This is a genomic window from Knoellia sinensis KCTC 19936 (assembly GCF_000768705.1).
GTDB classification, from domain to species: domain Bacteria; phylum Actinomycetota; class Actinomycetes; order Actinomycetales; family Dermatophilaceae; genus Knoellia; species Knoellia sinensis.
On the sequence record NZ_AVPJ01000010.1, the window covers coordinates 108,662 to 132,387 of the forward strand.

A 23,726-nucleotide genomic window follows, 5' to 3' on the forward strand; every position below is an offset into this window, starting at 1 on the left:
TAGACAAAGTCCCGCCTCCCATGACTGGGGGCGGGACTTTGTCTACTCTCGACGGTTGGGGGTCAGAGGGTGACGGGACCGTTGGGGGTCTCGAACGTCACGGACATGAGGCCCGGCGTGCCCTTGGGGGCGATGAAGTTGAACCCGATGCCCTCGGGGACGAAGTCGTGGTCGACGCCCACCCACTCGCGCACCCGCATGGGGTCGCCGGCGATCTCGAGGGACTTCAGCGCGACCTGGGTCGCCCCGACGGACGACGGGTGCGGCACGTCGGCGTCCCACTCGACGAAGAAGGGGAGCTGCGGGTCGGACTGCAGACCCTTGATGCCGAGCTGCTTCCAGCGGAGCTCGACGCCGTCGGGGCGGTGGCGGTTGCCGGCCACGGCCTCGCGTCCGAGTCGCTGCTCCTGCTCGGAGATGTCCTCCACGGCCACGACCCAGCCGAGCCAGCCACCGCCGGCCTCGGAGCGTGCGCGCACGACCTGGCCGAAGGGCGCCTTGTCGGACGCGGGGTGGTCGAGGACCTCGACAACCTCGAGATAACGATCACCGAGAAGCGGAAGGATGACGTTGCGCGTCCCGAAGCGCGGGTGCACACCCCCGTCGACGGCCTCAACCCCGAGCTGCTCCGCCAGACGTTCGGCAGTGGCTCGGGCGCCGTCGTTCTCTGCGGCATAGACGACATGGTCAATTCGCATGCTGATAATCGTGACACACCCGGAGTGATGCTCTTGACACGGGTCTCGTCACCGCTCAGCCGGCCCGCTGACGCACGGCTTCGTAGACGACGATGGCGGCCGCCACCGACGCGTTGAGAGAGTTGACCTGTCCGCTCATGGGGATGCGCACCCGCACCTCGGCGGCGCGCAGCGCCTCGTCGGTGAGACCGAACTTCTCGGTGCCGACGGCGATCGCGACTCCGCCCGTGAGGTCCGCTTCCGTGTGCAGCGTCTCGGTGTCGGGGGTCGTCGCGATGAGTCGTATGCCGTTCGCTCCCAACCATTCCAACGTCTCGTCGAGCGTGGCGCTGGCCACCGCGACGGAGAAGACGGTGCCCTTGGAGCCGCGCACGACGTTGGGGTTGCCCCAATCGGTGACGGGGTCGACGGCGATGACGGCATCGACGCCTGCGGCATCGGCCGTCCGAAGCATCGCGCCGAGGTTCCCCGGCTTTTCAAGCCCTTCGCACACGAGCAGAAGTGGCGCCGCAGGGAGTTCGAGGTCGGCAAGCCCCGCACGAACGGCCGGCACGAGGGCGAGGAAGCCGTCAGGACCCTCCCTGTAGGCGACCTTCTCGAAGGCGGAGCGGGACACCCTGATGGTCTCCACTCCGGACGCGCGCACGTCATCGACGACACCCAACTGGGTGTCTGCGTCGAGCATGAGCTCGGGCGCATAGAACAGCGTCCGCGGCCGCACGCCGGCATCGAGCGCCAAACCCAGCTCCTCGAAGCCCTCGACCACCGTGACCCCCGCGTCGTCCCGCGCCCGACGACGCCGCAACCCCACGACCTGCTTGAGGCGCGGGTTGGCAGGTGAGGTGATCTCGAGATCGGGACGGGACGGCATACGCGGCATTCTTCCGGTCAGAGCTTCGCGTGCCGCGCCTTGGCGAACGAATAGAGCCCGTAGGCCGCGATGCCGAACGCGACCACCGTCAACAGGTAGGGCCCGAACGGCTGATCGCGCAACTCCTTGAGGGCCGCGTCGAGACCGCCGGCCTCAGAGGCTCGGGACGAGAGGGCGGCGCCGACGAAGAGCAGGCCGGCAACCGCGAGCGCCACGCCCTTGGCGATGTAGCCCACCCGACCCGATTGGACGGCCCACGCGCCCGGGTGGCCCTCGAGCTCGTCGAGGAAGCCCTTGGTCCAGCCCTTCCAGACGTGGTAGCCCGCTGCCGCCAGGACGCCGGCTCCGACCAGACCGACGAGGATCCGCCCACCGGGGTTCGACATCAGCGTCGCCGTGAACGAGTCGGTCTTCTGCTCGTCGCTGCCGCCCGCACCGCGAATGAACCCGAGGGCCGACCAGGCGAAGAAGGCATACATCACGGCCTTGCCCGCCGCTTTGGCGCGGTCGACCACTTCACTCCCGTGCCGGCCGACGACGGCCTCAGTCAGTTCCCACAGGGCGAGGAGTGCGAACCCGAGGACTGCGAGCCAGAGGAGGAACGGGCCCGTGGTGCCACCCGCGGCCGTCGCCAGGGCGCCCGACTTGTCGGCCGCACCCGAGCCACCGCCGAACCCCCACGCGATCTTGAGCGCAATCCAGCCGATGAGGAGGTGGATGAGCCCGCTCATGGCGAAGCCGAGCCGGGCACCCTTCTCGACGATGCCGTGGTCGCCGACCTCGCGGGCGGCCTCGCGGGCAGAATTCTTCGCGTCCGTCACAGAAGTGATTGGAGCACGGGGACGAGCCCGTCGTCATCGACATCGAGAGTTGTCTCGTCGGCGACGTCCTTGACCTCATCGGGGGCATTGCCCATGGCGACGCCGCGAGCGGCCCAGGTCAGCATCTCGAGGTCGTTGCGCTGGTCTCCGACCGCGACGGTGTGGATCGGCTCGATGCCGAGCCGGCGCCGCACCAGCTCGAGGGCCGAGCCCTTGCTCACGCCCTCGGGGTTGATGTCGAGCCACGCCGTGAAGCCAACGGCGTAGTTCACGCCGTGCAGGCCGATGCGCTCGGACAGCTCCATGAAGTCCTCGGCCGTCCCTGCCGGGTCGCGGAACGTCACACGCGTCACCGGGTCCGCGATCAGCTCCTCCCACGGCACGACGGTCAGCTCGCCCTGGAGCTCACCGTCCGGGAAGGGCGCGCTCAGCTTGAACCCGACGCCGATCTCCTCGACCGCGACGACGGCATCGGGCCACTCTGCTCGCAGGAGGTTGAGGGCGGGCGCCGGGTCGAACGTCACCGCCTCGACGACCTCATAGCCGTCGTCGAGCCCGGGATCGAGACGCAGGGTGACGGCGCCGTTGGAGCACACGGCATACCCGTGCTCGAGTGCCAGCTCCGCGAGGATCGGCAGGGTCGCGACGATGGACCGGCCCGTCGCGATGGTCACGTGGTGCCCGGCGTCCGCGACCGCGCGCACGGCGTCACGCACGTCCGGCGACATCTCACCGGCGTGGTTGATCGTCGTGCCGTCGACGTCGAGCGCGACGAGGTGCGGGGTGGCTGCCGTCATGGCGCCAACCTATCGACGGATACCGTCAGCCGCGCTCCTGCCCCAGCTTCCAGTAGCCGGAGAAGAGCACGTTCCGCCGATCCAGGCCGACCGACTTCACGAGGTGGCGCCGCACCTCGGTCACCATGCCGGCCTCGCCGCAGACCCACGCATACGCCAGGTCGCCGAGCTGCGCATCGCGCAGGGCGGGCAGCACCGAGGTTCCCGGGGCCACGTCGCCCCTCACGTGGACGTGCACCGCGGCACGGCCGAAGTCGTATGCCGTGAGCGCGGCTCGGTCGGTCACCTCGACGTGGATCGTGGACCGGTCCACGAAGTCGGGGTGCTGCTCGATGATCGCGGCGACGGCGGGGAGCGCGGTCTCGTCGGCGACGATGAGCATCGGTCCGTCACACTCGTGACCGCGATAGAGCGCGCCGCCTGAGCGGTAGCCGGCCCGGTCGCCGGCCTTGGCGTTCATGGCCCACGCCGAGCCGGGGCCAGAGTCGCCGTGGGTGACGATGTCGACGTCGATGGTCGAGCTCTCCGGGTGGTGGGCGCGGACCGTGTACCAGCGCAGGTTGGGGCGATCTCCCTCCGGCATGTCGGCGATGGCGGCGCGCAGGTTCTCGCGGGAGGGGTCCGGCATGACGAGGGTGGCACCGGGGCGGGCCATGAGGAGGCCGAAGTACTCGTCGGCCCCGCACAGCTTGTAGGTCGCAAGTTCCGGTGCAGTGAAGGTGATCCGGCGCAGCCCACCACCGAGGTCACTCACCGCGACGACGGTCAGCTCGAACTGCGAGTCGGTGTCGCGATGGATGGGCGAGGCCATCGTGAGTCGGGCATAGACGGTGGCAGCCTTCATGGCGACTCGATCCAGGACGGTCATGTGCGGTCTCGCTTTCGGCGGTGGGGGATGACGACGGGGTCGCCGGTCGTGGGGTCGGCAACGACGGACGCCGCGATCCCGAAGACCGACTCGATGACGGTTGGCGTGACGATCTGGTCCGGACTGCCCTGGGCGACGATCGCGCCGTCGCACATGGCGACGAGGTGGTCGGCGTAGCGCGCGGCCATGGCGAGGTCGTGGAGCACCATGACGACCGTGGTGCCCTCGCGAGCGTTGAGGTCGCGGACGAGTTCGAGGACGTCGATCTGGTGAGCGATGTCGAGGAACGACGTCGGCTCGTCGAGGAGCAGGGCCGGGGTGCGCTGGGCGAGGGCCATCGCGACCCAGGCCCGCTGACGCTGTCCGCCGGACAGGCTGTCGACGGGGGTGCCGGCGAGGTCGACGAGCTCGGTCATCTCGAGGGCGGCAGCGACGACGGACTCGTCGTCGCGGGACCACTGCTTGAAGAGCCCGTGGTGCGGGTGGCGTCCGCGCTCGACGAGCTCGAGGACGGTGATGCCCTCGGGGACGATCGGCTGCTGCGGCAGGAGGCCGAGCCTCCGGGCCACCTCTTTGGTCGGGAGTTCGCCGATGACCTGACCATCGAGGAGGACGCGGCCCTCGGTCGGGGACAGGAGTCGGGACAGTCCGCGCAGCAGGGTGGACTTGCCGCACCCGTTGGGTCCGACGATCGCGGTGACCCGTCCAGCCGGGACGGCGAGGTCGAGGCCGTCGACGACGGTGCACTTGTCGTAGGCAAGCGAGAGGGACTCGGCGGTGAGCGTGGCGCTCATGTCACTTCTCCTGGATCGAGCGGCGGCCCGCGATGAGCAACCAGACGAGGACGGGGGCGCCGGCGAGCCCGGTGATGACGCCGACGGGATAGGCGGTGCCGGGCACGGCATAGGCCGAGACGTAGTCGGCGGCGAGCACGAGCGCCGCACCGACGAGCGCGGCCGCCGGGATCGACGTCCGACCCGCAGCCAACCGATGGGCGATCGGGCCAGACAGGAACCCGACGAAGGCGATGGGGCCGCACACTGCCGTCGCTGACGCCGTGAGTGCCACGACGAGCGCCGTGATGAGGCCCCGCAGTCGGGTCGCGCGAAGCCCCAGACCCGCTGCGAGATCGTCGCCGAGCGCGAGGATGCCGAGCTGCCGCGTGACCACGACGAGGAGTGGAAGTGCCACTGCGACAACGGTTCCGAGCCGCGCGATCTCCCCCCACGTCACCGTGCCCAGGCTGCCGGTGAGCCACACGAGAGCGTCCTGGGCGCGGTAGATGTCGGCGCGGAGCAGGACCCAGTGGACGACCGAGCTGAGCACGGCGGCGAGGCCTACTCCGACGAGGATCATCCGACCGGTGGCCGCTCCCCCGCGTCCGGCGAAGGCGTGAATGGTGACCGCGACGGCAACGGCACCGGCGAACGCGACGAGAGTGACCGGCATACCGGACCAGCCCAGGAGGACGACCGCGAACACCGCGGCAGCGCTCGCTCCGAGGTTGATCCCGAGGACGTCCGGACTCGCGAGCGGGTTGCGCAGCATCGACTGGAACGCCGCACCGGCCGCGGCGAAGGCTGCGCCGGCGAGGACCGCCATGCACGCCCTCGGGAGCGTGGACTCCATGAAGATGAACGACGCACCCGGGATCGTGGTCCCGGAGATCATCCGTATGCCGTCCGCGAACGAGATGCGGTAGTCGCCGAGGAGCGCTCGCACGAGGAACAGACCGATGACGAGCGCGGTCAGGGCGGCCAGCAGGATCCAGTGCCGACGGTGCACACGCCGGCGCACGGTGCGAAGGCTTGCGACGGTGTCGTCGTTGTCGTGGTGGAGGGGCTTCGCGTGGACTGCTGTCGGGCGGTCGAGGAGGGGGGTGGTCATGCGACGTTCATCCGCCGGACGAGAGCGACGAGGAACGGGGCACCGATGACGGCGCACACGATGCCGGCCTGGACCTCGCTCGGCGCGGCGACGAGGCGTCCGATCGTGTCGGCGGCGACGACGAGTACGGGTCCGGCGAAGAGACTTCCGAGCAGGATCCGGCGATGGTCGGGTCCGACGAGGGCACGCACGACATGCGGGACGACGAGCCCGACGAAGGCGATGGGCCCGGCGAGCGCAGTGGCCGAGGCGGCGAGCAGGATCGCGCCGGCTGCGCTGAGCAGGCGGTGGACGACGACGCGTTGCCCGAGGCCACGCGCCAGGTCGTCACCGAGGGCGATGACGTTGAGGAGCGATCCGGACGCGAGCGCCAGGGCGAAGCCGACCACGAGGAAGGGCGCGACGTCACTGATGATCGACGCGTCCCGCCCGGCGACCGAGCCGACCTGCCAGAACCGGAAGACGTCGAGCGCGCCCTGGTCGGCGACGAGGATCGCGCCGACGAGGCTGGTCGACGTGGCCATGACGGCGGCGCCCGCGAGGGCCATCGTCACCGGCTGGGCCCGAACCGGCGCGAGCAGTGCGAGCAGTTGCACGACGACGGCGGTGACGCAGGCACCCAGCAGGGCGAACCACACATAGCCGCCCACCGTCGACAAGGCGAAGAGCTTGATGCCGACGACAACGGCGAGTGCGGCACCGGCGTTGATGCCCAGGATGCCGGGCTCCGCGAGCGGGTTGCGGGTCAGGCCCTGGAGGACGACACCGCACACCCCCACGGCAGCTCCGACGACGAGACCGATGAGCGTCCGGTCGATCCGTGCGTCGACGATGCCGGCGACCTGGTCCGGGACGGCGCCGCCGGTGAGGGCGGCCACGATGTCCGCGGCCGGGAGCGACTGAGTGCCCAGCAGCAGCGAGAGCGCCACCGCCACACCGACACCGAGGGCACCGCCGCCGATGACGACCGGCATGGGCAGGCGGCGGCCCGGACCCACCTTCTTCGGAAGGCGGGCCGGGGCAGCCGACTGGGCGGACGGCATACCGGGCACTGAATCTGCCCGGACCGTCACTGTGCGGGGGTCCCGTCCACCGCCGAGGCGATCTTCGGGAGGAACTTCTCGAGCGCGACCGGCATCGAGAGGGGCGACGGCGACGACATGGTCAGGGCGACGGTGTTGTCGGCACTCGCGATGTAGTGGTTGGACTTCAGAGCCGGGATCTGTCCGAGGAGCGGGTGCTTCTTGAGCTGGGCGTCCTGGCCCTTGGCCTCCATGTAGAAGATGAGGAGGTCGGCGTCGAGCGAGGAGGACTTCTCGGCGGAGAGGTTGGCGCTGAACTGGTTGTTGCCCTTGCTCAGCTCGGCGACGGTGGGCGAGTCCACGAGACCGAAGCGGCGCAGGAGTTGTGGACGCAGGTCGTGGGTGGTGTAGAGGCCGATGGTCGAGAGATCGGTGGGAGTGAACCAGGCCCAGGCTGCGGACTTGCCCTTGATCTGGGGGTACTTCGCGACGGCTTCGTCGATCTGCTGGTTGGTGTCCTCGGTGAGCTTGGCGGCGAGCGTGGTGCGGCCGAGGGCCTGACCGACGAGCTCGAGGCTCTCCTCCCAAGAGGTGCCCCACGCCTGGCCGGGGTACGCGACGGTCGGCGCGATCTTGGAGAGCTTGTCGTAGTCCTCCTGGGTGATGCCCGAGTTCACGCCGAGGATGAGGTCGGGTTTGGTGGCCGCGATCTCCTCGACGGGAATGCCAGCGGTGTCGTCGTAGCGCGCAATCTGGGCGTCCGCGTCGAGCTTGGCGACCCCGGCGTCGAACCAGTCGGTCGACCCCTTGGCGTTACCGCCCCAGGTGATCTTGGTGGCCCCGACGGGGAGGACGCCCAGCGAGACGACGACGTCGGCGTCGTTCCAGCCGACGGTGGCGACGCGCTTGGGTTCGGCCTTGACGGTCGTCTCGCCAAAGGCGTGCGTGATGGTCGTGGGGAAGGCGTCCTTGTCGACGGCTGCTGCCTTCGACGTCCCCGGGTCCGCCGAGGCTTCCTGGGTCGGGCCGGTGGAGCAGGCGGTGAGAGCGAGTGCGGCAACGCCGGAAGCGGCTGCGACGACGAGGGAGCGACGTGTGAACATGGAGCCTTCTGTGGTCGGGCCGCACCCACCGGGGCACGGCGACAAGGTCAGTAAGGCCAACCTAACTTAGGTAAGGCTCACCTTGTCACCCGGGTCCCACGCTTCCGACTTATTGCCCGTTCGGCCAGTGAGGAGCGCAGCGACGGACTGGCCGAACGGGCAATAAGTCGGGGTTTGAGTCAGGTCACTCGGGGGTGGACCACGCCTGACGCAGGCTGAGCCGGCCCTGGGTCTGCAGCAGCGACCGCTGATACAGCCGAGCCGCGACCCGCACGACGAGCCCGGCGGCCACCACGAGGATCGCCAGCGCCAGCAGCGCCTGCCACCACGGCGCCGAACCCTCGAGGACTCGCATCGGCATGACGATCGCCGAGAACGGCGGCACGAACGAGAGCACGACCTTGACCGTGCCGTCGGCGAACAGCGCCGCGAAGAGGATGGCCATGGTGATCATCGTCAGCGGGGTCGAGGTCACCTGCACGTCCTCGGTGCGGCTCGACAGTGCTCCGGCCACCGCCCAGAGGGTGGCGAGCAGCCCGAACCCCACGACGAAGAACGCGGTGAACCACCCGACCGCCCCGGAAATGGCCGGCACGAACCGGTCGAACTCCGTGAAGGACAGACCGACGAGTCCGACGATGACGAACAGAGCCATCTGGGCGAAGGCCAACACGAGGTTGCCGATGACCTTGCCCGCGAGCAACTCGCGCACCGAGATCTTCGTCGTGATGATCTCGACGATGCGACTCGCCTTCTCCTCGACGACGCTGTTGGCCAGCGCCAGCCCGAACGTGAACGACGCCAGATAGAAGAGCATCGCGAGCGCGAACCCGACGACCTGCGCCATCACGGCACGATCGGCGTCGACGTCGAGCAGCGCTGTGCTGACCTCGGATCCACGCTGCAGGGCCTCGACCGAGGTGTTGGCAGCGGCAGCGTTGACACCCATCACCTCATCGCGGATCGCGGTGGTGGCCGACGTGAGCAGGTCACCCGGGACATCGGTCTTGCCGGACAGGACCCACCCACCGTTCCCTTCGTGGAGCCACACGTCGGCGTCGCCGTTGCGCACCAGCTCCTGGGCGGCCGCGTCGTCGTCACTCCGGGACAGGGCGACCGTCGTCTTGTCGTGGTCCTCCTCGGTGACCGTCTTGACCTGCTCGGCCATCTGGTGCGCCGCGCTGGAACTCGTGACGACGGCATACTCGCTCGCGCGGTTGGCCATGAACGCCTGGACGCCGAAGATCCCCGCGATGATCGCGACGAGCCCGAAGGTGCTCCAGAGGAAGGTCTTGTCGGTGAGCTTGCTGATGATCTCGCGGCGGGCGACGGTCAACCAGGCGGTGGGGGTCGTCATGACGTCACCTCTCGGTAGATCTCGGACAGCGCGGGGATCCGGCGGGCGAAGTCGAGGACGTCGCCGCGGTCGACGGCAGCGGCGAGCAGAGCCGGTCGGGCGGCTTCGTCCTGGAACTCGACGAGCGCCGAACTCCCGTCGACGTCATGGACGTGTATGCCGGCCAGGTCCCGAAGCCATCCCGCGTCACCTCCCAGCGTGATCCGGTAGCGCACGGGGCCGACGCCGCGGAGTTCGCCGACGCTCCCGGCCGCGACGACGCGCCCCTTGGCGAGGACGACGAGCCGGTCGCAGAGCCGCTCGACGAGTTCGAGCTGGTGGGAGCTGAAGAGCACTGGGACACCGCGAGAGGCGTGTTCGCGCAGGAGGTCGACCATGGAGTCGACGGCCTGGGGGTCGAGCCCGGAGAACGGTTCATCGAGAATGAGGGCGTCGGGTTGGGTCATGAGCGCCGCGATGATCTGGACGCGCTGCTGGTTGCCGAGGGAGAGCTTCTCGACGCGTTCCCCTGCGCGGTCCTCGAGGCCGAAGCGCTCGAGGTGCTCCATGATGCTGGTCCGCGCGGCGGAGGCGGTCATGCCGGACAGTTCACCGAGGTAGGTGAGCTGGTCGAGGACCTTCTGCTTCGGATAGAGGCCGCGTTCCTCGGGCATGTAGCCGATGCGGCGCCGATCGAGCGTCTTGATCGGGCTGCCGTTCCAGCGGACCTCACCACCGTGGGTCGCGAGGAGGCCCATGATGAGGCGCATCGTCGTGGTCTTGCCGGCACCGTTGCCGCCGACGAACCCTGTCATTTGGCCCCCGGGCACGGTGAACGTGACGTCGTCGACGGCCACGACATCGCCGAAGGACCGACGCAGCCCGTCGATCTCGAGAAGGTGTGTGCTCATGGCGTCCACGCTAGAGAGCGGGGGCGGGCACACGGATCAGCCCCGCGGGGGAACGCCCGGCTACGCCGGGCGGATGAGGCCCACCTCGTAGGCGAAGACGACGGCCTGCACGCGGTCGCGCAGGTGCAGTTTGGCGAGGCAGTTCGAGACGTGGGTCTTGATCGTCGCCTCCCCGAGGAAGAGTTCGGTGGCGATCTCCGCATTGGAGCGACCACGCGCCATGAGGGTCAGGACCTCGCGCTCCCGGTCGGTGAGGCGGTCGAGCTGGTCGGCCGATCCCACGTGGGACTCGCCCCGTTCGGCTCCGCCCGGCCCCGTGCCCGAGCCCGGTGCCACCATCGCGGCGATGACCCGCGTGGTCACCTCGGGGGCGAGCAGTGCGTGGCCCCCGGCGACGGCTCGGATCGCATCGGTGAGCTGTTCGGGCTCCGAGTTCTTGAGGAGGAACCCGCTGGCGCCCGCCCTGAGCGCGTCGAACAGGTAGTCGTCGCGGTCGAACGTCGTGAGGATGATGACCCGGGCGAGGTCGTCGCGCACGATGGCCCGCGTCGCCTCGATGCCATCCATGACGGGCATCTGCACGTCCATGAGGATGACATCAGGGGCAAGGCTGCTCGCCGCGCTGACGGCGAGCTCCCCGTTGGCGACGTCACCCACGACCTCGATGTCGTCATCGACCGACAGCATCATCCGGAAGCCGGAGCGCACCAAGTGCTGATCGTCGACGATGAGGACCCGAATCCGAGCCGCTTCGTCCGAGCCCACGCCCTCAGTCATTGCACTCCCCCAACCCGTTCTCCCCCAGCGGAATTCGCACCCGCACACGGTAGCCGCCCATGGGTCGCGGCCCGATGTCGGCCGACCCCTGGTGCGAGGCGGCACGCTCGCGCATGCCGAGCTGGCCCAGCCCCGTCCCAGACGTGCCGAGGCGGGGGCGCCCGTTGTCGGTCACCTCGACTTCCGCGTAGCTCCCGGTCGGCGTGCTGTCGACGACGCGCAGGACGACATCGGCGGACGTCGCCGTGGAGTGCCGGGTCACGTTGGCGAGGGCTTCCTGAGTGATCCGATAGAGCGACAGCCCGATCGGGGGCGTCACGCACTCGTGCGCTCCCGGCCGCGTCTCGACAAGCGTGTATGCCGTCCGCTGTCCTTGCGCGTTCCGCTCGGCCACAAGGGTGGCCAGATCACCGAGGCTGGGCTCGGGGGCGCGCGGGGTCGGGCCCGCGCCGGCGCCCCCAGCGCCGTCGACGCCGACGCCGACGTAGCCGTCGACGCCTGCGTCCGCTTCGTGGGCGGTCGCCTCGATGTCTCGGAGAGTCCCGAGGAGGCTGCGCATCTGGGTCACGGCGTCACGAGAACTCGCCTCGATCTGACTCAGGGCGACTGCGGCATCGGCGGGCCTGCGATCGAGCACGCGGCGGGCGGCTCCGGCCTGGACGCCGATGACCGAGACGTGGTGACCGACGACGTCGTGGAGTTCCCGAGCAATGCGCAGCCGCTCGTCGACGATGGCACGACGCCTGAGCGAGTCCGCCTGCGCCGCAATGGTTTCGGCCTGTTCCTGAAGTCGGGCGCGCTGCCTGGCACTGCGCCAGGCGAGTTGGCCGATGATGATCGCGCCACCGAAGTAGACGATGTTGATGAGGAACGTCAGTGCGACGCCGGCGAGGACGGCATCGACGCGCCCTTCGGACCCGTTCTCGTTGGCTCCATCGATGAACTCCTGGATACCCGTCCCGAGCGCGAGCTGCCACGCGATCCACAACAGCATGAAGAGCGTCACTCCGCCCGCCACGAGGAGGGCGGTACGGCGACTCCTGGCCCAGGCGACGGCGGAGAAGATCGCGCTGAAGTAGACGATCTGAAGCGAGAACTGGCCCATGATCCCGGGCATCGTCACCCCGACCAGGAACATGTGGGTGGCAGCCAGCAAGCCGATGAGCAGCGGATGCGTGCGCCGCCACACGAGCAACGCGGCACCTGACACGACGGCGAGCCACTGCACCCAGTGCGCATGGTCCCCGACGTCGAGGTCGGTGACGCTGCGCACGAGCTCGAGGGTCACGATCCCGAAGACGGCGAAGGCGGCCCCGAGGGCAAGGTCCATCGGCCCCACGGGAGGCGCAGGGCGTCGCCACTCGTCGCCGATCGCGAAGAAGTCGACGACTCGGGTCGACAGCGAGCGGTGGGCGGACGGCATACCTCTCAGCCTAGGGACGGAAGCGCGACGGAAGGATCCGTCGCACGGCGGAGCAGGATTCCCCGATCCGGCTGACTCGCCGGGCTCGGCGGTGGTACTCCTGAGCCATGGAGCGCGCGCGCCTGGCTCGGGACGCGATGGAGCTCGCGCACGAGGCGGCGCGAGGCACGACGGTCCTGCCCGACGTCCTGCGACTCCTGGACCGTGTCGTCGGCGTCGACGTCGCCAACAGCTCGGTCGCGCTGGCCGTGGACGGCACGACGTCGGGCAGAATCGATGTCCTCCACACTCCACCCCTCACGCCCGAGGAGGTCACGGAGTGGATGCGGCTCATTCCCACGCATCCCTACGCAGTGAAGGTCGCGGCGGCCGGCCTGCGATCGTCCCGGCTGACCGACCACATGCGCCTGGCTGATCTGGACCCGCTCGAGGTCTACGACCGGTTGCTGCGACCACGCGGAAGCCGCTACCAACTTGCGGCCACCCTGAGCGCGGGACCGACGTCGTGCACGCTGGTCTCGCTGTGGCGCTGGGACCGGGACTTCACGGACGACGAGCTGGCCGTCGTGGAGCAGGTGCGTCGAGCCCTCGCTGCGGCTCTGGCGTTCCACGAGGCCATGAGCGAGCTGCGCGGTCTCGCTGGCGTCCCGGCGCGGGTCGACTCCCTCACCCCTCGCCAGGCGGACGTCTGCGCGCTCGTGGCGCGCGGGCTGTCCAACGCGCAGGTGGGGCTCCGGCTGGGGATCACCGAACGGACCGTCCGCAAGCACCTCGAGGACGTCTTCGCACGCACCGGGTGCACGAGCCGCTCGGCCGTGGCGGTGTGGTGGCACGGCGCTGACGGGGTGGCGGATGCGCCACTGTCCGCAGCCCCGAGTGGTGCACCACGCTGACCTCAGTGCGTCGACCAATCCGGGCAGCGCACGAACAACGGAAGGGAACCGCCATGCGTCGAAGCAGCAGGGTCGCGGCCGTCGCCGCGCTCGCCATCACCGGCACAGTCGTCCTGGCCACGCCCGCGGCGGCCGGTCCGTCACCCAGGGCGTCGTGCGTCGGGCAGGTCTTCGTGCCGCAGGCCACGGGCGACCCCGGGGCGATCGCGCGACGCATCGCCGAGATCAAGGGGTTCATCGACATCCCGTGGGGCCAGGTCGTCAGCGACCTCCTCGCGCACGCGCCGGAGGCCTGCGGCAGGGAGTGAGCCCGGCGGACGTCCTCGCGCCGGACAGGGACCTGACGAGGGTCAGGGCTTGGGCAGCCGTCAGGCCGGCGTGAGGACGTCGAGCCCGATCAAGGGGCGCAGCGCCTTGGGGACCACCACGGAGCCGTCGGCCTGCTGGTGGTTCTCGAGGATCGCGACGAGCCAGCGGGTCGTGGCGAGCGTGCCGTTGAGGGTGGCAACCGTGTCCGTCCCGCCACCCTCGACGCGGTAGCGCGTCTTGAGGCGGCGCGCCTGGAACGTCGTGCAGTTCGACGTCGAAGTCAGCTCGCGGTGCCGCCCCTGAGTGGGGACCCACGCCTCGCAGTCGAACTTGCGCGCGGCCGGACCACCGAGGTCGCCCGCAGCCGTGTCGATGACGCGGTAGGGCAGCTCCATGAGGTCCAGCATCTCCTTCTCCCACTGGAGGAGGCGCTGGTGCTCGGCGTTGGCGTCCTCGGGACGGCAGTAGACGAACATCTCGATCTTGTTGAACTGGTGGACGCGGATGATGCCGCGGGTGTCCTTGCCGTAGCTGCCGGCCTCGCGGCGGTAGCAGGTCGACTGGCCGGCGTAGCGAATCGGGCCGCTGCTCAGGTCGATGATCTCGTCGGCGTGGTAGCCGGCGAGCGCGACCTCACTCGTGCCGGTGAGATAGAGGTCGTCGGCCTCGAGGCGATAGACCTCGTCGGCGTGGTGGTCGATGAAGCCGGCACCGGCCATGACCTCGGTCTTGACGAGGGTCGGCGTGATCATCGGGACGAACCCGGCCTCGATGGCGCGCTGCATCGCGAGCTGGAGCATCGCCATCTCAAGGCGAGCGCCGACCCCCTTGAGGAAGTAGAAGCGCGAGCCCGACACCTTGGCACCCCGCTCCATGTCGAGCGCACCGAGCGCCTCGGCCAGGGTGAGGTGGTCCTTGGGCTCGAAGCCTTCGGCCGCGAAGTCTCGAGGCGTGCCGACCTCCTCGATCACGACGTAGTCGTCCTCGCCGCCCACGGGGACGCCGTCCTCGATGACGTTGCCGATCCGGCGCTGGAGGGTCCCGAGCTCCTGGGCTGCCTCGTCCGCAGCGGCCTGGTTGGCCTTGACCTGTGCGGCGATCTCCTTGGTGCGGGCGAGCAGGGCCTGCTTCTCGTCACCCTGGGCCTGGGCCACCTGCTTGCCCATGGACTTCTGCTCGGCCCGCAGCTGCTCGAACGCGGTGAGACTGTGCCGCTGCTTCTCCTCCGCGGCCAGGACAGCGTCGACGACACTCTCGTCCTCGCCCCTGGCGCGCTGCGAGGCGCGCACGCGGTCGGGGTTGTCGCGGAGCAGCTTGAGATCGATCACGCGGGCCAGCCTAACGGCGGGGGTGCCAGGGCCTGGCATCACGCCATGGCACCATTCCGCCATGGCGACGACGCTTCCCACGGACCCCGAGTTCACCGCAGCCCTTGCTGCGCTCACAGAGGCCCCGGGCGCGACCGCCCAGGACGTCATCCGGGTGGCCGTGCTTGAGCGCTACCAGCGCATGTGCCTCATGCAGGCCGCGACCGACAGCCCCGCCGAGCGGGCCGAGCACATGCAGAAGGTCCTCGACCGCCTCAGCAGCGTCTGAGCCGCCACGACCTCGAACGTCAGGGCGTCACGCCGACGTCCCACAGGTGGTGGCGGAGGTCATGGAGGCCGTAGCGACCCAACGTCAGCACCGTGAACTCCGAACCGTTGGACCGCAGGCCGCGACGGTCCCACTCGGAACCGGACAGGCCGGCATACGCGGAACTGAGCCTCTCCGCAGCCACAGGAATCTCGGACGCCACTGCGGACGGTGACTGCTCGGCATACCGGCTCTCCACCGCCGTGACGTCCTGGTCCCAGTTCGCGAAGCGCGCGCCGTCCTCGTCGAGCATGAGCCGCACGCGCGCCGCGAAGAGGTCACAGACGTCGCGGACGTGGCACGCGTATTCGAGCGGCGACCACGTCGTCGGGGCCGGTCGCGTGGCCACGTCCGGTCGGGCGAGGACGTCCGTCCACGGCTTCGTGTATGCCGTGACAAGACTCGCGATGTCCGTTCCCTGCACCCGGAGCGGGTCGAACCCGCAGTCCGGGCAGGCCTTCTCGACGGTCCAGGTCCAGTCCTTGGTGTCCGGCACGATCTCGCTCATGCCGCCAGCGTAGGGCGAGCGCCGGAGAGGAGCCCGTGGCCCCGTCGCCGGTTGGCCGGGCACAACGACGGGTCGCGGGATGTGACTCTGGGGTACGGTCCCTGACGTGTCCGAACCCTGGCCCCTCATCGTGGCGATCCTTGCCCTCCTCGTGCTTCTTGCCCTGGGAATCTTCGTCGCCGTCAGGGTCGGGCGTGGCCGGGGCCGCCATGCCACACCGAAGCGACCCGCGCGCTCGACCTTCCGGCAGTCCGGCGATGAGGAGGTCGCGCCGCCCAAGAAGCGGGTGGCGATCATCATCAACCCGACGAAGTTCGACGACGTGTCCTCGGCCAAGGCACTGGTGACCCGTACGGTCGCCGGGCACGACGACTGGGACGAGCCGCTCATCCTCGAGACCACGGCCGAGGATCCCGGCGTCGGGCAGACTCGCGCGGCGCTCGCCGAAGGTGTCGACCTCGTGTGCGCCGTCGGCGGAGACGGCACGGTGCGCGCAGTGGCGCACGCCCTCACCGGCACGTCGACCCCGATGGGCCTCATCCCGGCCGGCACGGGCAACCTGCTCGGCCGCAACCTCGGCCTCCCCCTCGGCATCATCGGCGGACTCGACGTCGCCCTCACCGGTCGCAACCGGCACATCGACGTCGGCTGGGTGACTCTCGACCCCGACCGCGAGCAGTCCTCGACCGAGGAGCTCGACCCCGACCACGACGGACCCACCGAGCCCGACGTCGGCGCCGACGACGAGCACGGCTCGGCCGCGGCTCCGAACCAGCACGCCTTCCTCGTCATGGCCGGCGTGGGACTCGACGCGAGCATCATGCACGGCACGACCGAGGAGGCGAAGGCCCGAATCGGGTGGGGCGCCTACGTCGCGACGGGGGCCAAGAACCTCCTCGGCGCGCGTTTTGCCACTCGCCTGCGGATCGATGGCGGCGAGCCGATCGCCCACACCGCACGCACCGTGGTCGTCGGCAACTGCGGGCGGCTCCAGGGCGGCATCACGCTCATGCCTGACGCCGAGGTCGACGACGGCGTCCTCGATGTCGTGGCCATCACCCCCAAGGGCATCGTCGGCTGGGCCGGAGTCGCCATCCACGTCCTGGCCAAGCGCGGCCAGAACCACCCGAAGCTCGACCGCTACCGCTGCCAGTCGATCCTCGTCTCGCTCGACGAGCCGCAGATGGTCGAGGTGGACGGCGACGTCATCGGTGAGGCGAAGCGGGTGCGCTTCGAGGTCCGCCCGAAGAGCCTCATCGTCCGCACGGACCCCGAGGCCAAGCCCCGTTCCGTGACCATCCCGCTCGACTAGACGGCGCGTCGCGACTGCCCGACGACTCTCACGAACCTTCGGGCGAAGCCTCGGGCGAACCCTCCGGATTGAAGCGATGGAGCAGGGTGTCGACGTCGGCCAGGGCCTGGCACGTGCTCGGCGTGAAGCCCAACACCACCGGGAGGAAACGCGCGGAAGCCAAGGCCCGCAGGCGCAGATCGCCTCGGGCGAGCACGGTCGCGGTGCGGGCCGTGTGGCGCAGCAGAGCGATCTCGCCGAACCCCTCCCCCGGTCCCAGGGTGGTCACGAGTCGTCCGTCGCCGACGACCTCGGCCTCACCGGCCTGGATGACGTAGTAGTCCTCGCCCGTGTCCCCTTGCCGGAAGACGACCTCGCCGTTCGAAGCGGCCACCGGGCGCAGGGCACGGGCCAGTCGCTCGACCGCGGGCAGCGGGAGCGGCGCCAGCATCGGCACCCCCTGCAGGAGGGAGACGTCAGCGTCGAGTGCATGCACGGACCGGTCGAGCGCTCGGAGGCGGCGCCACGTGAGGACGGCCAGGATCGGACACAACATCCCCGTCACCACGAGCGCCGTGCGGACGTCGAACTGCTCGACGAGCAGCGACGCGACCAGGGCGCCAAGCCCGATGAAGACGGCCACGAGGCTCTCGAGCACGCCAAAGACACGGGCCAGCACCTCATCGGAGGCCATGCGACCGATGAGGGTGAAGCCGGCGACGTCGATGAGCGCATTGCCCACTCCGATGAAGGCCACGAGGACAAGCGCCAGACCTTGTTGCGGGACGGCACCCACCAGCGCAAGCGGAAGGCCCCACAGGGCCACACCCACGGCGAACCACCCGCCCAGACGTCCCGTGCCGACGAGGAGCGACGCCGCCAACGACCCCAGGACCGCGCCCACACCGACAGCCGTCATGAGCGCACCCACCCCGGGCTCCCCCGTCCCGAGGAGTTCGATCGCCATGACGACGGACAGGACGGTCAGTGCACCCCGAGTCAGGGCCTGGGCGGCCGCGAGCCCAAGGATGAGCGACAGCCCGCGATCACGAACGACCGTGCGGATGCCCTCCAGCGCTTCACCCATGAGGTTCGGCCCGGTGCTGGCTGGGGGTCGAGGTGGTGCGTCGTAGCGGAGGCGGAGCACGAGCGCGGCCGACCAGAACGACGCGGCAGCGGCCACCGCGAACACCACGTCCACGCCGGTGAACCCCAGGAGCACGGCGGCCATGAGCGGACCCACGAGCGTGGCGGCCGAGTCGAGCAGGCCCCTGACGACGTTGGCGCTCGCCAGTTCGTGGCCCGTGTGGCAGAGGGATGGCAGGAGTGCCGAGTGGGCTGGCCGATAGAGCGTCGCAGCAATCGTCGACAGGATCGCTGCCCCGTAGACGAGCAGGACCGACCCCTCGAGCGCCACGACGGCGGCGGCAGCCGCCGTGGCGAGACCACGCACGGTGGACACGACCACGAGGACGCGTTCCCGCCGCCCTCGATCGGCCAGGGGTGACAGGACGGGTGCCAGCACGGCGGACGGAACCATGCGCAGCAGCCCGACCAGCCCGACCGCGGCAGCACCTCCGTCGCGGTAGGCGACGATGCCGAGGGCCACCGTGAAGGCCCACTCGGCGGTCCACGCACCAAGGAAACTCAGCTGCGCCCGGCGCAGGTTCGGGTTTCGGGCGTTGCTGGTGAAGGCAGCGACGGCATGGCCCAGCCTGCTGCGCCCACCCCGCGTCATGGCTCGAATCTAGGCAGGCCGAGCGACCGCGGACCAGACTCACTGTGATTAGTCACGGGTGCGGGCGGGGCCTCCGTGCGACTGCGGCTCTCCGACAGTCGTCACGACCGAGTCGCGGGCGGAACCTGCTCGTCGTCGCCCACTTTGCGCACGCGGCCGATGTCCTTGACCAGACCGACCGCAACGAGCAGCGGAGCGAGTGCGAAGGCCGTCCATGGCAAGCGTGACTCCCAGACTCCGGCGACGGTGACGCCAAGTCCGATCATGGCCAGGCCGACCCAAGCCGCGACCAACTGCTGGCGACCCCGGGCGGAAACCCCGTGACGAAGGCCAGAAGCGATCACGGCCGCCAGCGCCAGGACGATGAGCCCTACAGCCGAGGTCAGGAACACCCCGACCGCGTTCTGCGGAGTGTCATCCACGGACCCCAGCAGGAACAGGCTGAGAGCCAGGAGAAGGATTCCCCCGATGGCGCTGCACACCGCGACGATCGTTGCCTTGCGCCTGCTCATCGGCGCTTCCTGGGCCATGCCCATCCCTTCCCACTGCGTCGATCCCACCCCTCTCCCCGGGGGCGCGATCACCTACTGTAGACGCGGACATCGGGTCGAACGCGCCCGGTGCGGGGCCCGCTCCGCTGCGGAGCACACCATTCTGGGGAGGATCCGTGACGTTCAAGGTCAAGCCGGCTTCGGTCACGAAGTTCGGGGACGCGCTGCATGACCTGAGGCTTGACGCCGACCAGGCGAAGACCTACGCGGCGAAGACCAAGCCGCCGGCATCGGGATTCAGTGCCATGGTCCGATTCCTCAACTCGTGCCAAGAGGTCAAGCCTGCGGTGGAGGACTTCTTCGGGCACCTCTCCAAGGTCAGCCAAGCCTCGGCCAAGGAGCTCCGCGCCGCCGGCAAGACCTACACGGCCCTCGACCAGGACGCCCGCGCACGTCTCGACGCGAAGTACCCGAAGGGCTGACCGATGGGGGATCCCGCAGCACAGCTCACGGAACCCGTGGCGCACCCGATGCTTCCAGCGTCTCTGGACACCTTCCTTCACATCGGGGACCTCATCTCCCTCGGCCACTGGGCCATGGTTGCCATCGACAAGATGGGTGGGCCCAACATTCCCGAGGAGGTCGGCGAGTGGTTCGCCGGCGACTGGGAAGAGGTCTCGAAGTCCGCGGACGCGCTGCGCAACCTTGGCGCCTTCTGCGACACCGCCGCGACCGAGCTGGCGAGCGACCGTCGGGACTGTATGGACGACTGGGACGGCAAAGCGGCCGCAGCCGCGTCGGCCTACTTCGTCGGGTTGTCCAAGGAGTTGCGAGCGCAGAAGGCGAACTTCGAGGACATCGCCGACCAGTACGAAACGACCGCTTTCGGCGTCAAGGAACTCGCCAACGCCGTGGGGTCCCTCGTGGAGTCCCTGGCCGACTGGGCCATCACGGCAGGCATCGCCCTCGCCGCCGCGGCCACCAATTTCTACAACCCCGTCGGTTGGGGCGCGGGTGCGGGCGTGGGCTACTCGATCTATCGAGGTTCCAAGGTCGTCCAGGAGATCCTCGAGATCCGGGCCAAGGTGTGGACCGCGTGCGAGGCTCTCCTCGGCCTCATCGCCGGCTCCCTCAGTTCGATCAAGGGCTTCGAGTCCATCGATCTCCCCCAGGCCTACGACCACCGGCAGGTGCCCGCGTGACCGTCGGTCCCGGTGAAGAGCAGCCGCCGCTGCTCGAGACCCTGCGCTTCGAGCCACGCATGGCGGCCCACCTGCGCGAGAGCCTTCGAGTGCTTCGCGACGATACCTCCGACGACGCCATGCGCCGCCGGATCGACGCCGTGCTCGAGGGCCGCGAGTCCCTGAGGGAACTCGCCCGCTCGGACGCCTTCGCCGACTTCATCGGCCACCGTGTCGAGCAGGCCCTGGCGGAGTACGAAGCCCAGCCCGAGGAGGTGCGGGCTGCCGACCTGGAGCGTGCCATCGCGGAGGCTCACACCCCACCGCCCGAGGACCGCCCGAGCCGACAGGACGACCCCGGCACCTGGTGACCCCGTCACGGCTCCAACGGCTCCAACGTTTCCAACGGCTCCAACGGCTCCAACGGCCGAGGACGCCGTCGGCCGACTGAGGTCAGGGCCGGGCACCCCCCTCGATGGGTGACTGCGGGCCGGGATCGGGGTTCTTGTCGCGCCACTTCCGCTCGAACGGCAAGCGCCACGTGTGCGGGGCGACGAGTTGGTGGATCTGGTTGGGGCCGTAGGTGTCGGGCGCGTAGGGGCGAACCACCGGCGGGTTGTCGAGGAGTGGCTGGCTGACCTCCCAGAGCCGCTCGACGCCCTCGGCGGACGTGAAGAGGGTGTGGTCGCCGCGCACGGCGTCATAGATGAGCCGCTCGTAGGCCTCGAGCACTGCACCGGCCCACGTCGTGTCCTGCATGGCGAACTGCATCGAGAGCTTGTCGAGCTTCATCCCCGGCCCTGGTCGCTTGCCATAGAACGACAGCGACATCCGGGCCTTGTCGGCGAGGTCGAACGTGAGGTGGTCGGGACCGTGGTCGCCGACCCCGGACCCGGGCGGGAACATCGACTGCGGCGGCTCGTTGAAGGCGATCGAGATGATCCGTGCCCCCTCAGCCATCCGCTTGCCCGTGCGCAGAAAGAAGGGCACTCCGGCCCAGCGCCAGTTGTCGATGTAGCACTTCAGCGCAACGAAGGTCTCGGTGTCGGAGTCCGGGGCGACGCCGGGCTCATCGAGGTAGCCGAGGTACTGCCCGCGCACCACGTCGTTCGGCTGGATCGGCTGCATGGACTCGAAGACCTTGTTCTTCTCGCGGCTGATCGCAGCCGGTTCGAGCGAGGTCGGCGGCTCCATCGCGGTGAACGCAAGGATCTGGAAGAGGTGGGTGACGACCATGTCGCGGTAGGCGCCGGTGTTCTCGTAGAAGTCGCCGCGAGTGGACAGGCCCAGGGTCTCGGGCACGTCGATCTGGACGTGGGCGATGTTGTTGCGGTGCCAGATCGGCTCGAAGAGCCCGTTGGCGAAGCGGAAGGCGAGGATGTTCTGTGCGGGTTCCTTGCCGAGGAAGTGGTCGATGCGGAAGACCTGCTCCTCTCGGAAGACTTCGTGCACGCGGCGATTGAGCTCGACGGCGGAGGCGTAGTCGGTGCCGAACGGCTTCTCCATGACGATGCGGCTGCGGTCGACCAGGTCGGCCTCACCAATGGTCTGGATCGCGGAGAGCGCGGCCTTCGGGGGCACCGACAGGTAGTGCAGACGCAGCTCCGTGTCGCCCGGCAGTTGCGCCTCGGCTGCTCGCACCGCGTCTCCGAGCGCCTTGGGCCCCGCCGAGTTGGGGACGAAGTCGAGCCGTTGCGCGAACTCGTGCCACTCGTCCTCGTCGAGCTCTCGGGTCGAGAACTCCCGGATCGCCGTGTGGGCAAGTTTGCGGAACTCGTCCGGTGACAGCTCGTCGAGAGAGGTGCCGACCACACGCAGGTCGTCCAGCAACTTGGACTGGAAGAGATGCAGCATCCCGGGGATGAGTTTGCGCTTGGCGAGGTCACCGGTGGCACCGAAAAGGATGACGGTCGTGGGCGCAGTCGTCTGCTCGCTCATGGGTCCACTCTGGCACTGAGACGCTCACGGATCGCGGCATAGACGGTGTCGTCGTGGACGAGCGCCAGATGACCGACCCGTGGAAGGACCACGACGTCCTCGGCCGCGAAGCGCCGGCTCTCGGGCGATCCACGGCCAGTGGCGCGGGCGCTCGCCGCGGTGACGATGCCGTCACCGAAGAGCTGGGCGACCTTGCTGTCGATGCGCTTGCCGAGCAGTCCGACGATCGCAAGATGCCGTATGCCCTGGTGCAGCGGGATATCGATCCGTCGCCTGCCCCTCCGGCCGGGTTCGATGGCCCATTCCTCGTCGAGGATCGCTCCGTGGGCGAGGTCCCTGATGCCGACGCTGCGTCGACCGAGGAGACCGCCGACGGGGCGGTCGGGACGCAGTCTGCCGGCGGCCCACGCCGCCTGGCTCGCTGCACGTTCCAGCGGAGCGCCGAGGTGGGGCGAGCCGAGGGTGATGGTGTCGCTGACGACGCCGACCCACGGGCCCACCTCACCATCGTGCGTCGACTGTGCGAGTGCGCTGTGTGTGACGAGGCCGCCCATCGAATGGCCGATCAGGACAAGACGCGTGACCGGGACGGGCCAGTGGGTGACGAGGGCAGTGAGGACGCGGTCGAGTTCTCGACCGTTGCTCGAGATCCGCAGGCCGGTGTTGTAGCGCACGGTCACCGGCGTGAGCCCGAGGTCCTCGTGGAGGCGGTGGCCGAAGCGGCCCTGCTCCCACACGTCCTCGGAGACCATGAGCCCGTGGACGAGAACGACGACCTCGCCGCTCGCCTCCGGGTAGGCCGCCTTCAGTCCGTCGTGGGTCAGGCGGACCGAGCGGCCGCGCCGACGCACCCCCATGGTGTGGGAGAGCGCCGAGCCGGAGGAGGCGAGGTGGTCACCGAAGAACGCGTTGACGAAGGCTCGGACATTGTTGGGTGCCCGGTGGTGGACGATCTCGTCGGCGACGCCGGCCACCCGCTCGACACCGCGCGTCAGGGCCCGCTCGACCGTGGTCGGCTCCTCGGTGCCTTCGGACTCATCTGTGCGCCCTGGCTCGAATTGCCCAGCCTCAGACCTCTGCGAATCCTCAGTCACCCCAGAAGCGTGACACGACCACGCCGACCGGCCCACTGGCGTCACCGGAATCCCCCCACCCAGCCCACTTGGCTCCTCGTTGCCTCCCTGAGTGGTGTCGTGTACAGAACCGTCCAATTGGGTGAGTTCGGCAC

26 protein-coding genes are annotated in these 23,726 nt (G+C 69.5%); 7 read left to right on the plus strand and 19 right to left on the minus strand.

Annotated features, from left to right (window positions below; all coding sequences use genetic code 11):
- Window positions 1–62: 62 nt before the first annotated feature.
- The 13 genes from N802_RS13420 to N802_RS13480 form a co-directional block, all read right to left on the minus strand.
- Window positions 63–698: a VOC family protein gene (locus N802_RS13420; protein ID WP_035917100.1), complete on the minus strand. Its 636-nt coding sequence runs from the start codon at window positions 696–698 to the stop codon at window positions 63–65.
- Between the two features lie 55 nt (window positions 699–753).
- Window positions 754–1,569: an RNA methyltransferase gene (locus tag N802_RS13425; protein ID WP_035917104.1), complete on the minus strand. Its 816-nt coding sequence runs from the start codon at window positions 1,567–1,569 to the stop codon at window positions 754–756.
- A gap of 17 nt (window positions 1,570–1,586) precedes the next feature.
- On the minus strand, window positions 1,587–2,390 hold the full coding sequence (locus N802_RS13430) for a DUF1206 domain-containing protein (RefSeq protein WP_035917107.1): 804 nt from the start codon (window positions 2,388–2,390) through the stop codon (window positions 1,587–1,589).
- Window positions 2,387–3,187: an HAD family hydrolase gene (locus tag N802_RS13435; protein WP_035917110.1), complete on the minus strand. Its 801-nt coding sequence runs from the start codon at window positions 3,185–3,187 to the stop codon at window positions 2,387–2,389. Before N802_RS13435 ends, N802_RS13430 begins: the two co-directional genes overlap by 4 nt.
- Before the next feature lie 25 nt (window positions 3,188–3,212).
- The gene (locus N802_RS13440) at window positions 3,213–4,055 is read right to left on the minus strand and encodes a siderophore-interacting protein (protein WP_035917112.1); all 843 of its coding nucleotides are present in this window, start codon (window positions 4,053–4,055) and stop codon (window positions 3,213–3,215) included.
- Entirely contained in the window at window positions 4,052–4,849 is a 798-nt protein-coding gene (locus N802_RS13445; RefSeq protein ID WP_035917114.1) for an ABC transporter ATP-binding protein, read from the minus strand. The genes N802_RS13440 and N802_RS13445 overlap by 4 nt, the downstream gene beginning before the upstream one ends.
- Before the next feature lies 1 nt (window position 4,850).
- A complete protein-coding gene (locus N802_RS13450) occupies window positions 4,851–5,942 on the minus strand; it encodes a FecCD family ABC transporter permease (RefSeq protein WP_084072206.1) in 1,092 nt (363 codons plus the stop codon).
- Entirely contained in the window at window positions 5,939–6,985 is a 1,047-nt protein-coding gene (locus N802_RS13455; RefSeq protein ID WP_084072207.1) for a FecCD family ABC transporter permease, read from the minus strand. Before N802_RS13455 ends, N802_RS13450 begins: the two co-directional genes overlap by 4 nt.
- A 26-nt stretch (window positions 6,986–7,011) precedes the next feature.
- The gene (locus N802_RS13460) at window positions 7,012–8,067 is read right to left on the minus strand and encodes an iron-siderophore ABC transporter substrate-binding protein (protein ID WP_035917119.1); all 1,056 of its coding nucleotides are present in this window, start codon (window positions 8,065–8,067) and stop codon (window positions 7,012–7,014) included.
- A 184-nt stretch (window positions 8,068–8,251) separates the two neighbouring features.
- Window positions 8,252–9,424, minus strand: a complete 1,173-nt coding sequence (locus tag N802_RS13465) for an ABC transporter permease (RefSeq protein ID WP_035917121.1) — start codon at window positions 9,422–9,424, stop codon at window positions 8,252–8,254.
- A complete protein-coding gene (locus tag N802_RS13470) occupies window positions 9,421–10,314 on the minus strand; it encodes an ABC transporter ATP-binding protein (RefSeq protein ID WP_035917122.1) in 894 nt (297 codons plus the stop codon). Before N802_RS13470 ends, N802_RS13465 begins: the two co-directional genes overlap by 4 nt.
- A 60-nt stretch (window positions 10,315–10,374) precedes the next feature.
- Window positions 10,375–11,091 (minus strand): response regulator, encoded by a 717-nt coding sequence (locus N802_RS13475; RefSeq protein WP_035917125.1) that lies wholly within the window; start codon window positions 11,089–11,091, stop codon window positions 10,375–10,377.
- Window positions 11,084–12,514 carry a sensor histidine kinase gene (locus N802_RS13480; protein WP_035917127.1) on the minus strand — a complete coding sequence of 477 codons (1,431 nt, stop codon included), beginning with the start codon at window positions 12,512–12,514 and terminating at the stop codon, window positions 11,084–11,086. The genes N802_RS13475 and N802_RS13480 overlap by 8 nt, the downstream gene beginning before the upstream one ends.
- A gap of 107 nt (window positions 12,515–12,621) precedes the next feature.
- Here N802_RS13480 and N802_RS13485 point away from each other — a divergent pair, with 107 nt between their 5' ends.
- On the plus strand, window positions 12,622–13,407 hold the full coding sequence (locus N802_RS13485; protein WP_084072208.1) for a helix-turn-helix transcriptional regulator: 786 nt from the start codon (window positions 12,622–12,624) through the stop codon (window positions 13,405–13,407).
- 53 nt (window positions 13,408–13,460) lie between these two features.
- A complete protein-coding gene (locus N802_RS13490) occupies window positions 13,461–13,715 on the plus strand; it encodes a hypothetical protein (RefSeq protein ID WP_035917129.1) in 255 nt (84 codons plus the stop codon).
- A 60-nt stretch (window positions 13,716–13,775) separates the two neighbouring features.
- Here N802_RS13490 and serS read toward each other — a convergent pair whose 3' ends face one another.
- Window positions 13,776–15,044, minus strand: a complete 1,269-nt coding sequence (gene serS, locus N802_RS13495) for a serine--tRNA ligase (RefSeq protein WP_035917132.1) — start codon at window positions 15,042–15,044, stop codon at window positions 13,776–13,778.
- Window positions 15,045–15,105: 61 nt separating this feature from the next.
- On the opposite strand from serS, the gene N802_RS13500 reads away from it, so the two are divergent.
- The gene (locus N802_RS13500; protein WP_035917133.1) at window positions 15,106–15,312 is read left to right on the plus strand and encodes a hypothetical protein; all 207 of its coding nucleotides are present in this window, start codon (window positions 15,106–15,108) and stop codon (window positions 15,310–15,312) included.
- 19 nt (window positions 15,313–15,331) lie between these two features.
- On the opposite strand, the gene N802_RS13505 is transcribed toward N802_RS13500, so the two are convergent.
- Window positions 15,332–15,859: a DinB family protein gene (locus N802_RS13505; protein ID WP_035917249.1), complete on the minus strand. Its 528-nt coding sequence runs from the start codon at window positions 15,857–15,859 to the stop codon at window positions 15,332–15,334.
- A 106-nt stretch (window positions 15,860–15,965) separates the two neighbouring features.
- Here N802_RS13505 and N802_RS13510 point away from each other — a divergent pair, with 106 nt between their 5' ends.
- Window positions 15,966–17,171, plus strand: coding sequence for a diacylglycerol/lipid kinase family protein (locus tag N802_RS13510; protein WP_052109941.1), 1,206 nt, complete (start codon window positions 15,966–15,968; stop codon window positions 17,169–17,171).
- 28 nt (window positions 17,172–17,199) lie between these two features.
- Here the strand turns inward: N802_RS13510 and N802_RS13515 are convergent, their stop codons facing one another.
- Together N802_RS13515 and N802_RS13520 are read right to left on the minus strand one after the other, a co-directional pair.
- Window positions 17,200–18,888, minus strand: a complete 1,689-nt coding sequence (locus N802_RS13515) for an MFS transporter (protein WP_035917135.1) — start codon at window positions 18,886–18,888, stop codon at window positions 17,200–17,202.
- Window positions 18,889–18,989: 101 nt separating this feature from the next.
- A complete protein-coding gene (locus N802_RS13520; protein WP_156971405.1) occupies window positions 18,990–19,400 on the minus strand; it encodes a hypothetical protein in 411 nt (136 codons plus the stop codon).
- A gap of 155 nt (window positions 19,401–19,555) precedes the next feature.
- Between N802_RS13520 and N802_RS13525 the strand changes: the two genes are divergently transcribed.
- From N802_RS13525 to N802_RS13535, 3 genes are read left to right on the plus strand one after another with little or no spacing between them, the layout of a single operon-like run.
- Window positions 19,556–19,861, plus strand: coding sequence for a hypothetical protein (locus tag N802_RS13525; protein ID WP_035917139.1), 306 nt, complete (start codon window positions 19,556–19,558; stop codon window positions 19,859–19,861).
- 3 nt (window positions 19,862–19,864) lie between these two features.
- On the plus strand, window positions 19,865–20,581 hold the full coding sequence (locus N802_RS13530; protein WP_035917142.1) for a hypothetical protein: 717 nt from the start codon (window positions 19,865–19,867) through the stop codon (window positions 20,579–20,581).
- Window positions 20,578–20,931: a hypothetical protein gene (locus N802_RS13535; protein ID WP_035917144.1), complete on the plus strand. Its 354-nt coding sequence runs from the start codon at window positions 20,578–20,580 to the stop codon at window positions 20,929–20,931. The genes N802_RS13530 and N802_RS13535 overlap by 4 nt, the downstream gene beginning before the upstream one ends.
- A gap of 82 nt (window positions 20,932–21,013) precedes the next feature.
- Here N802_RS13535 and zwf read toward each other — a convergent pair whose 3' ends face one another.
- On the minus strand, window positions 21,014–22,498 hold the full coding sequence (gene zwf, locus N802_RS13540; RefSeq protein ID WP_035917146.1) for a glucose-6-phosphate dehydrogenase: 1,485 nt from the start codon (window positions 22,496–22,498) through the stop codon (window positions 21,014–21,016).
- Window positions 22,495–23,592 (minus strand): esterase/lipase family protein, encoded by a 1,098-nt coding sequence (locus tag N802_RS13545; RefSeq protein WP_052109942.1) that lies wholly within the window; start codon window positions 23,590–23,592, stop codon window positions 22,495–22,497. The genes zwf and N802_RS13545 overlap by 4 nt, the downstream gene beginning before the upstream one ends.
- Window positions 23,593–23,726: the final 134 nt, after the last annotated feature.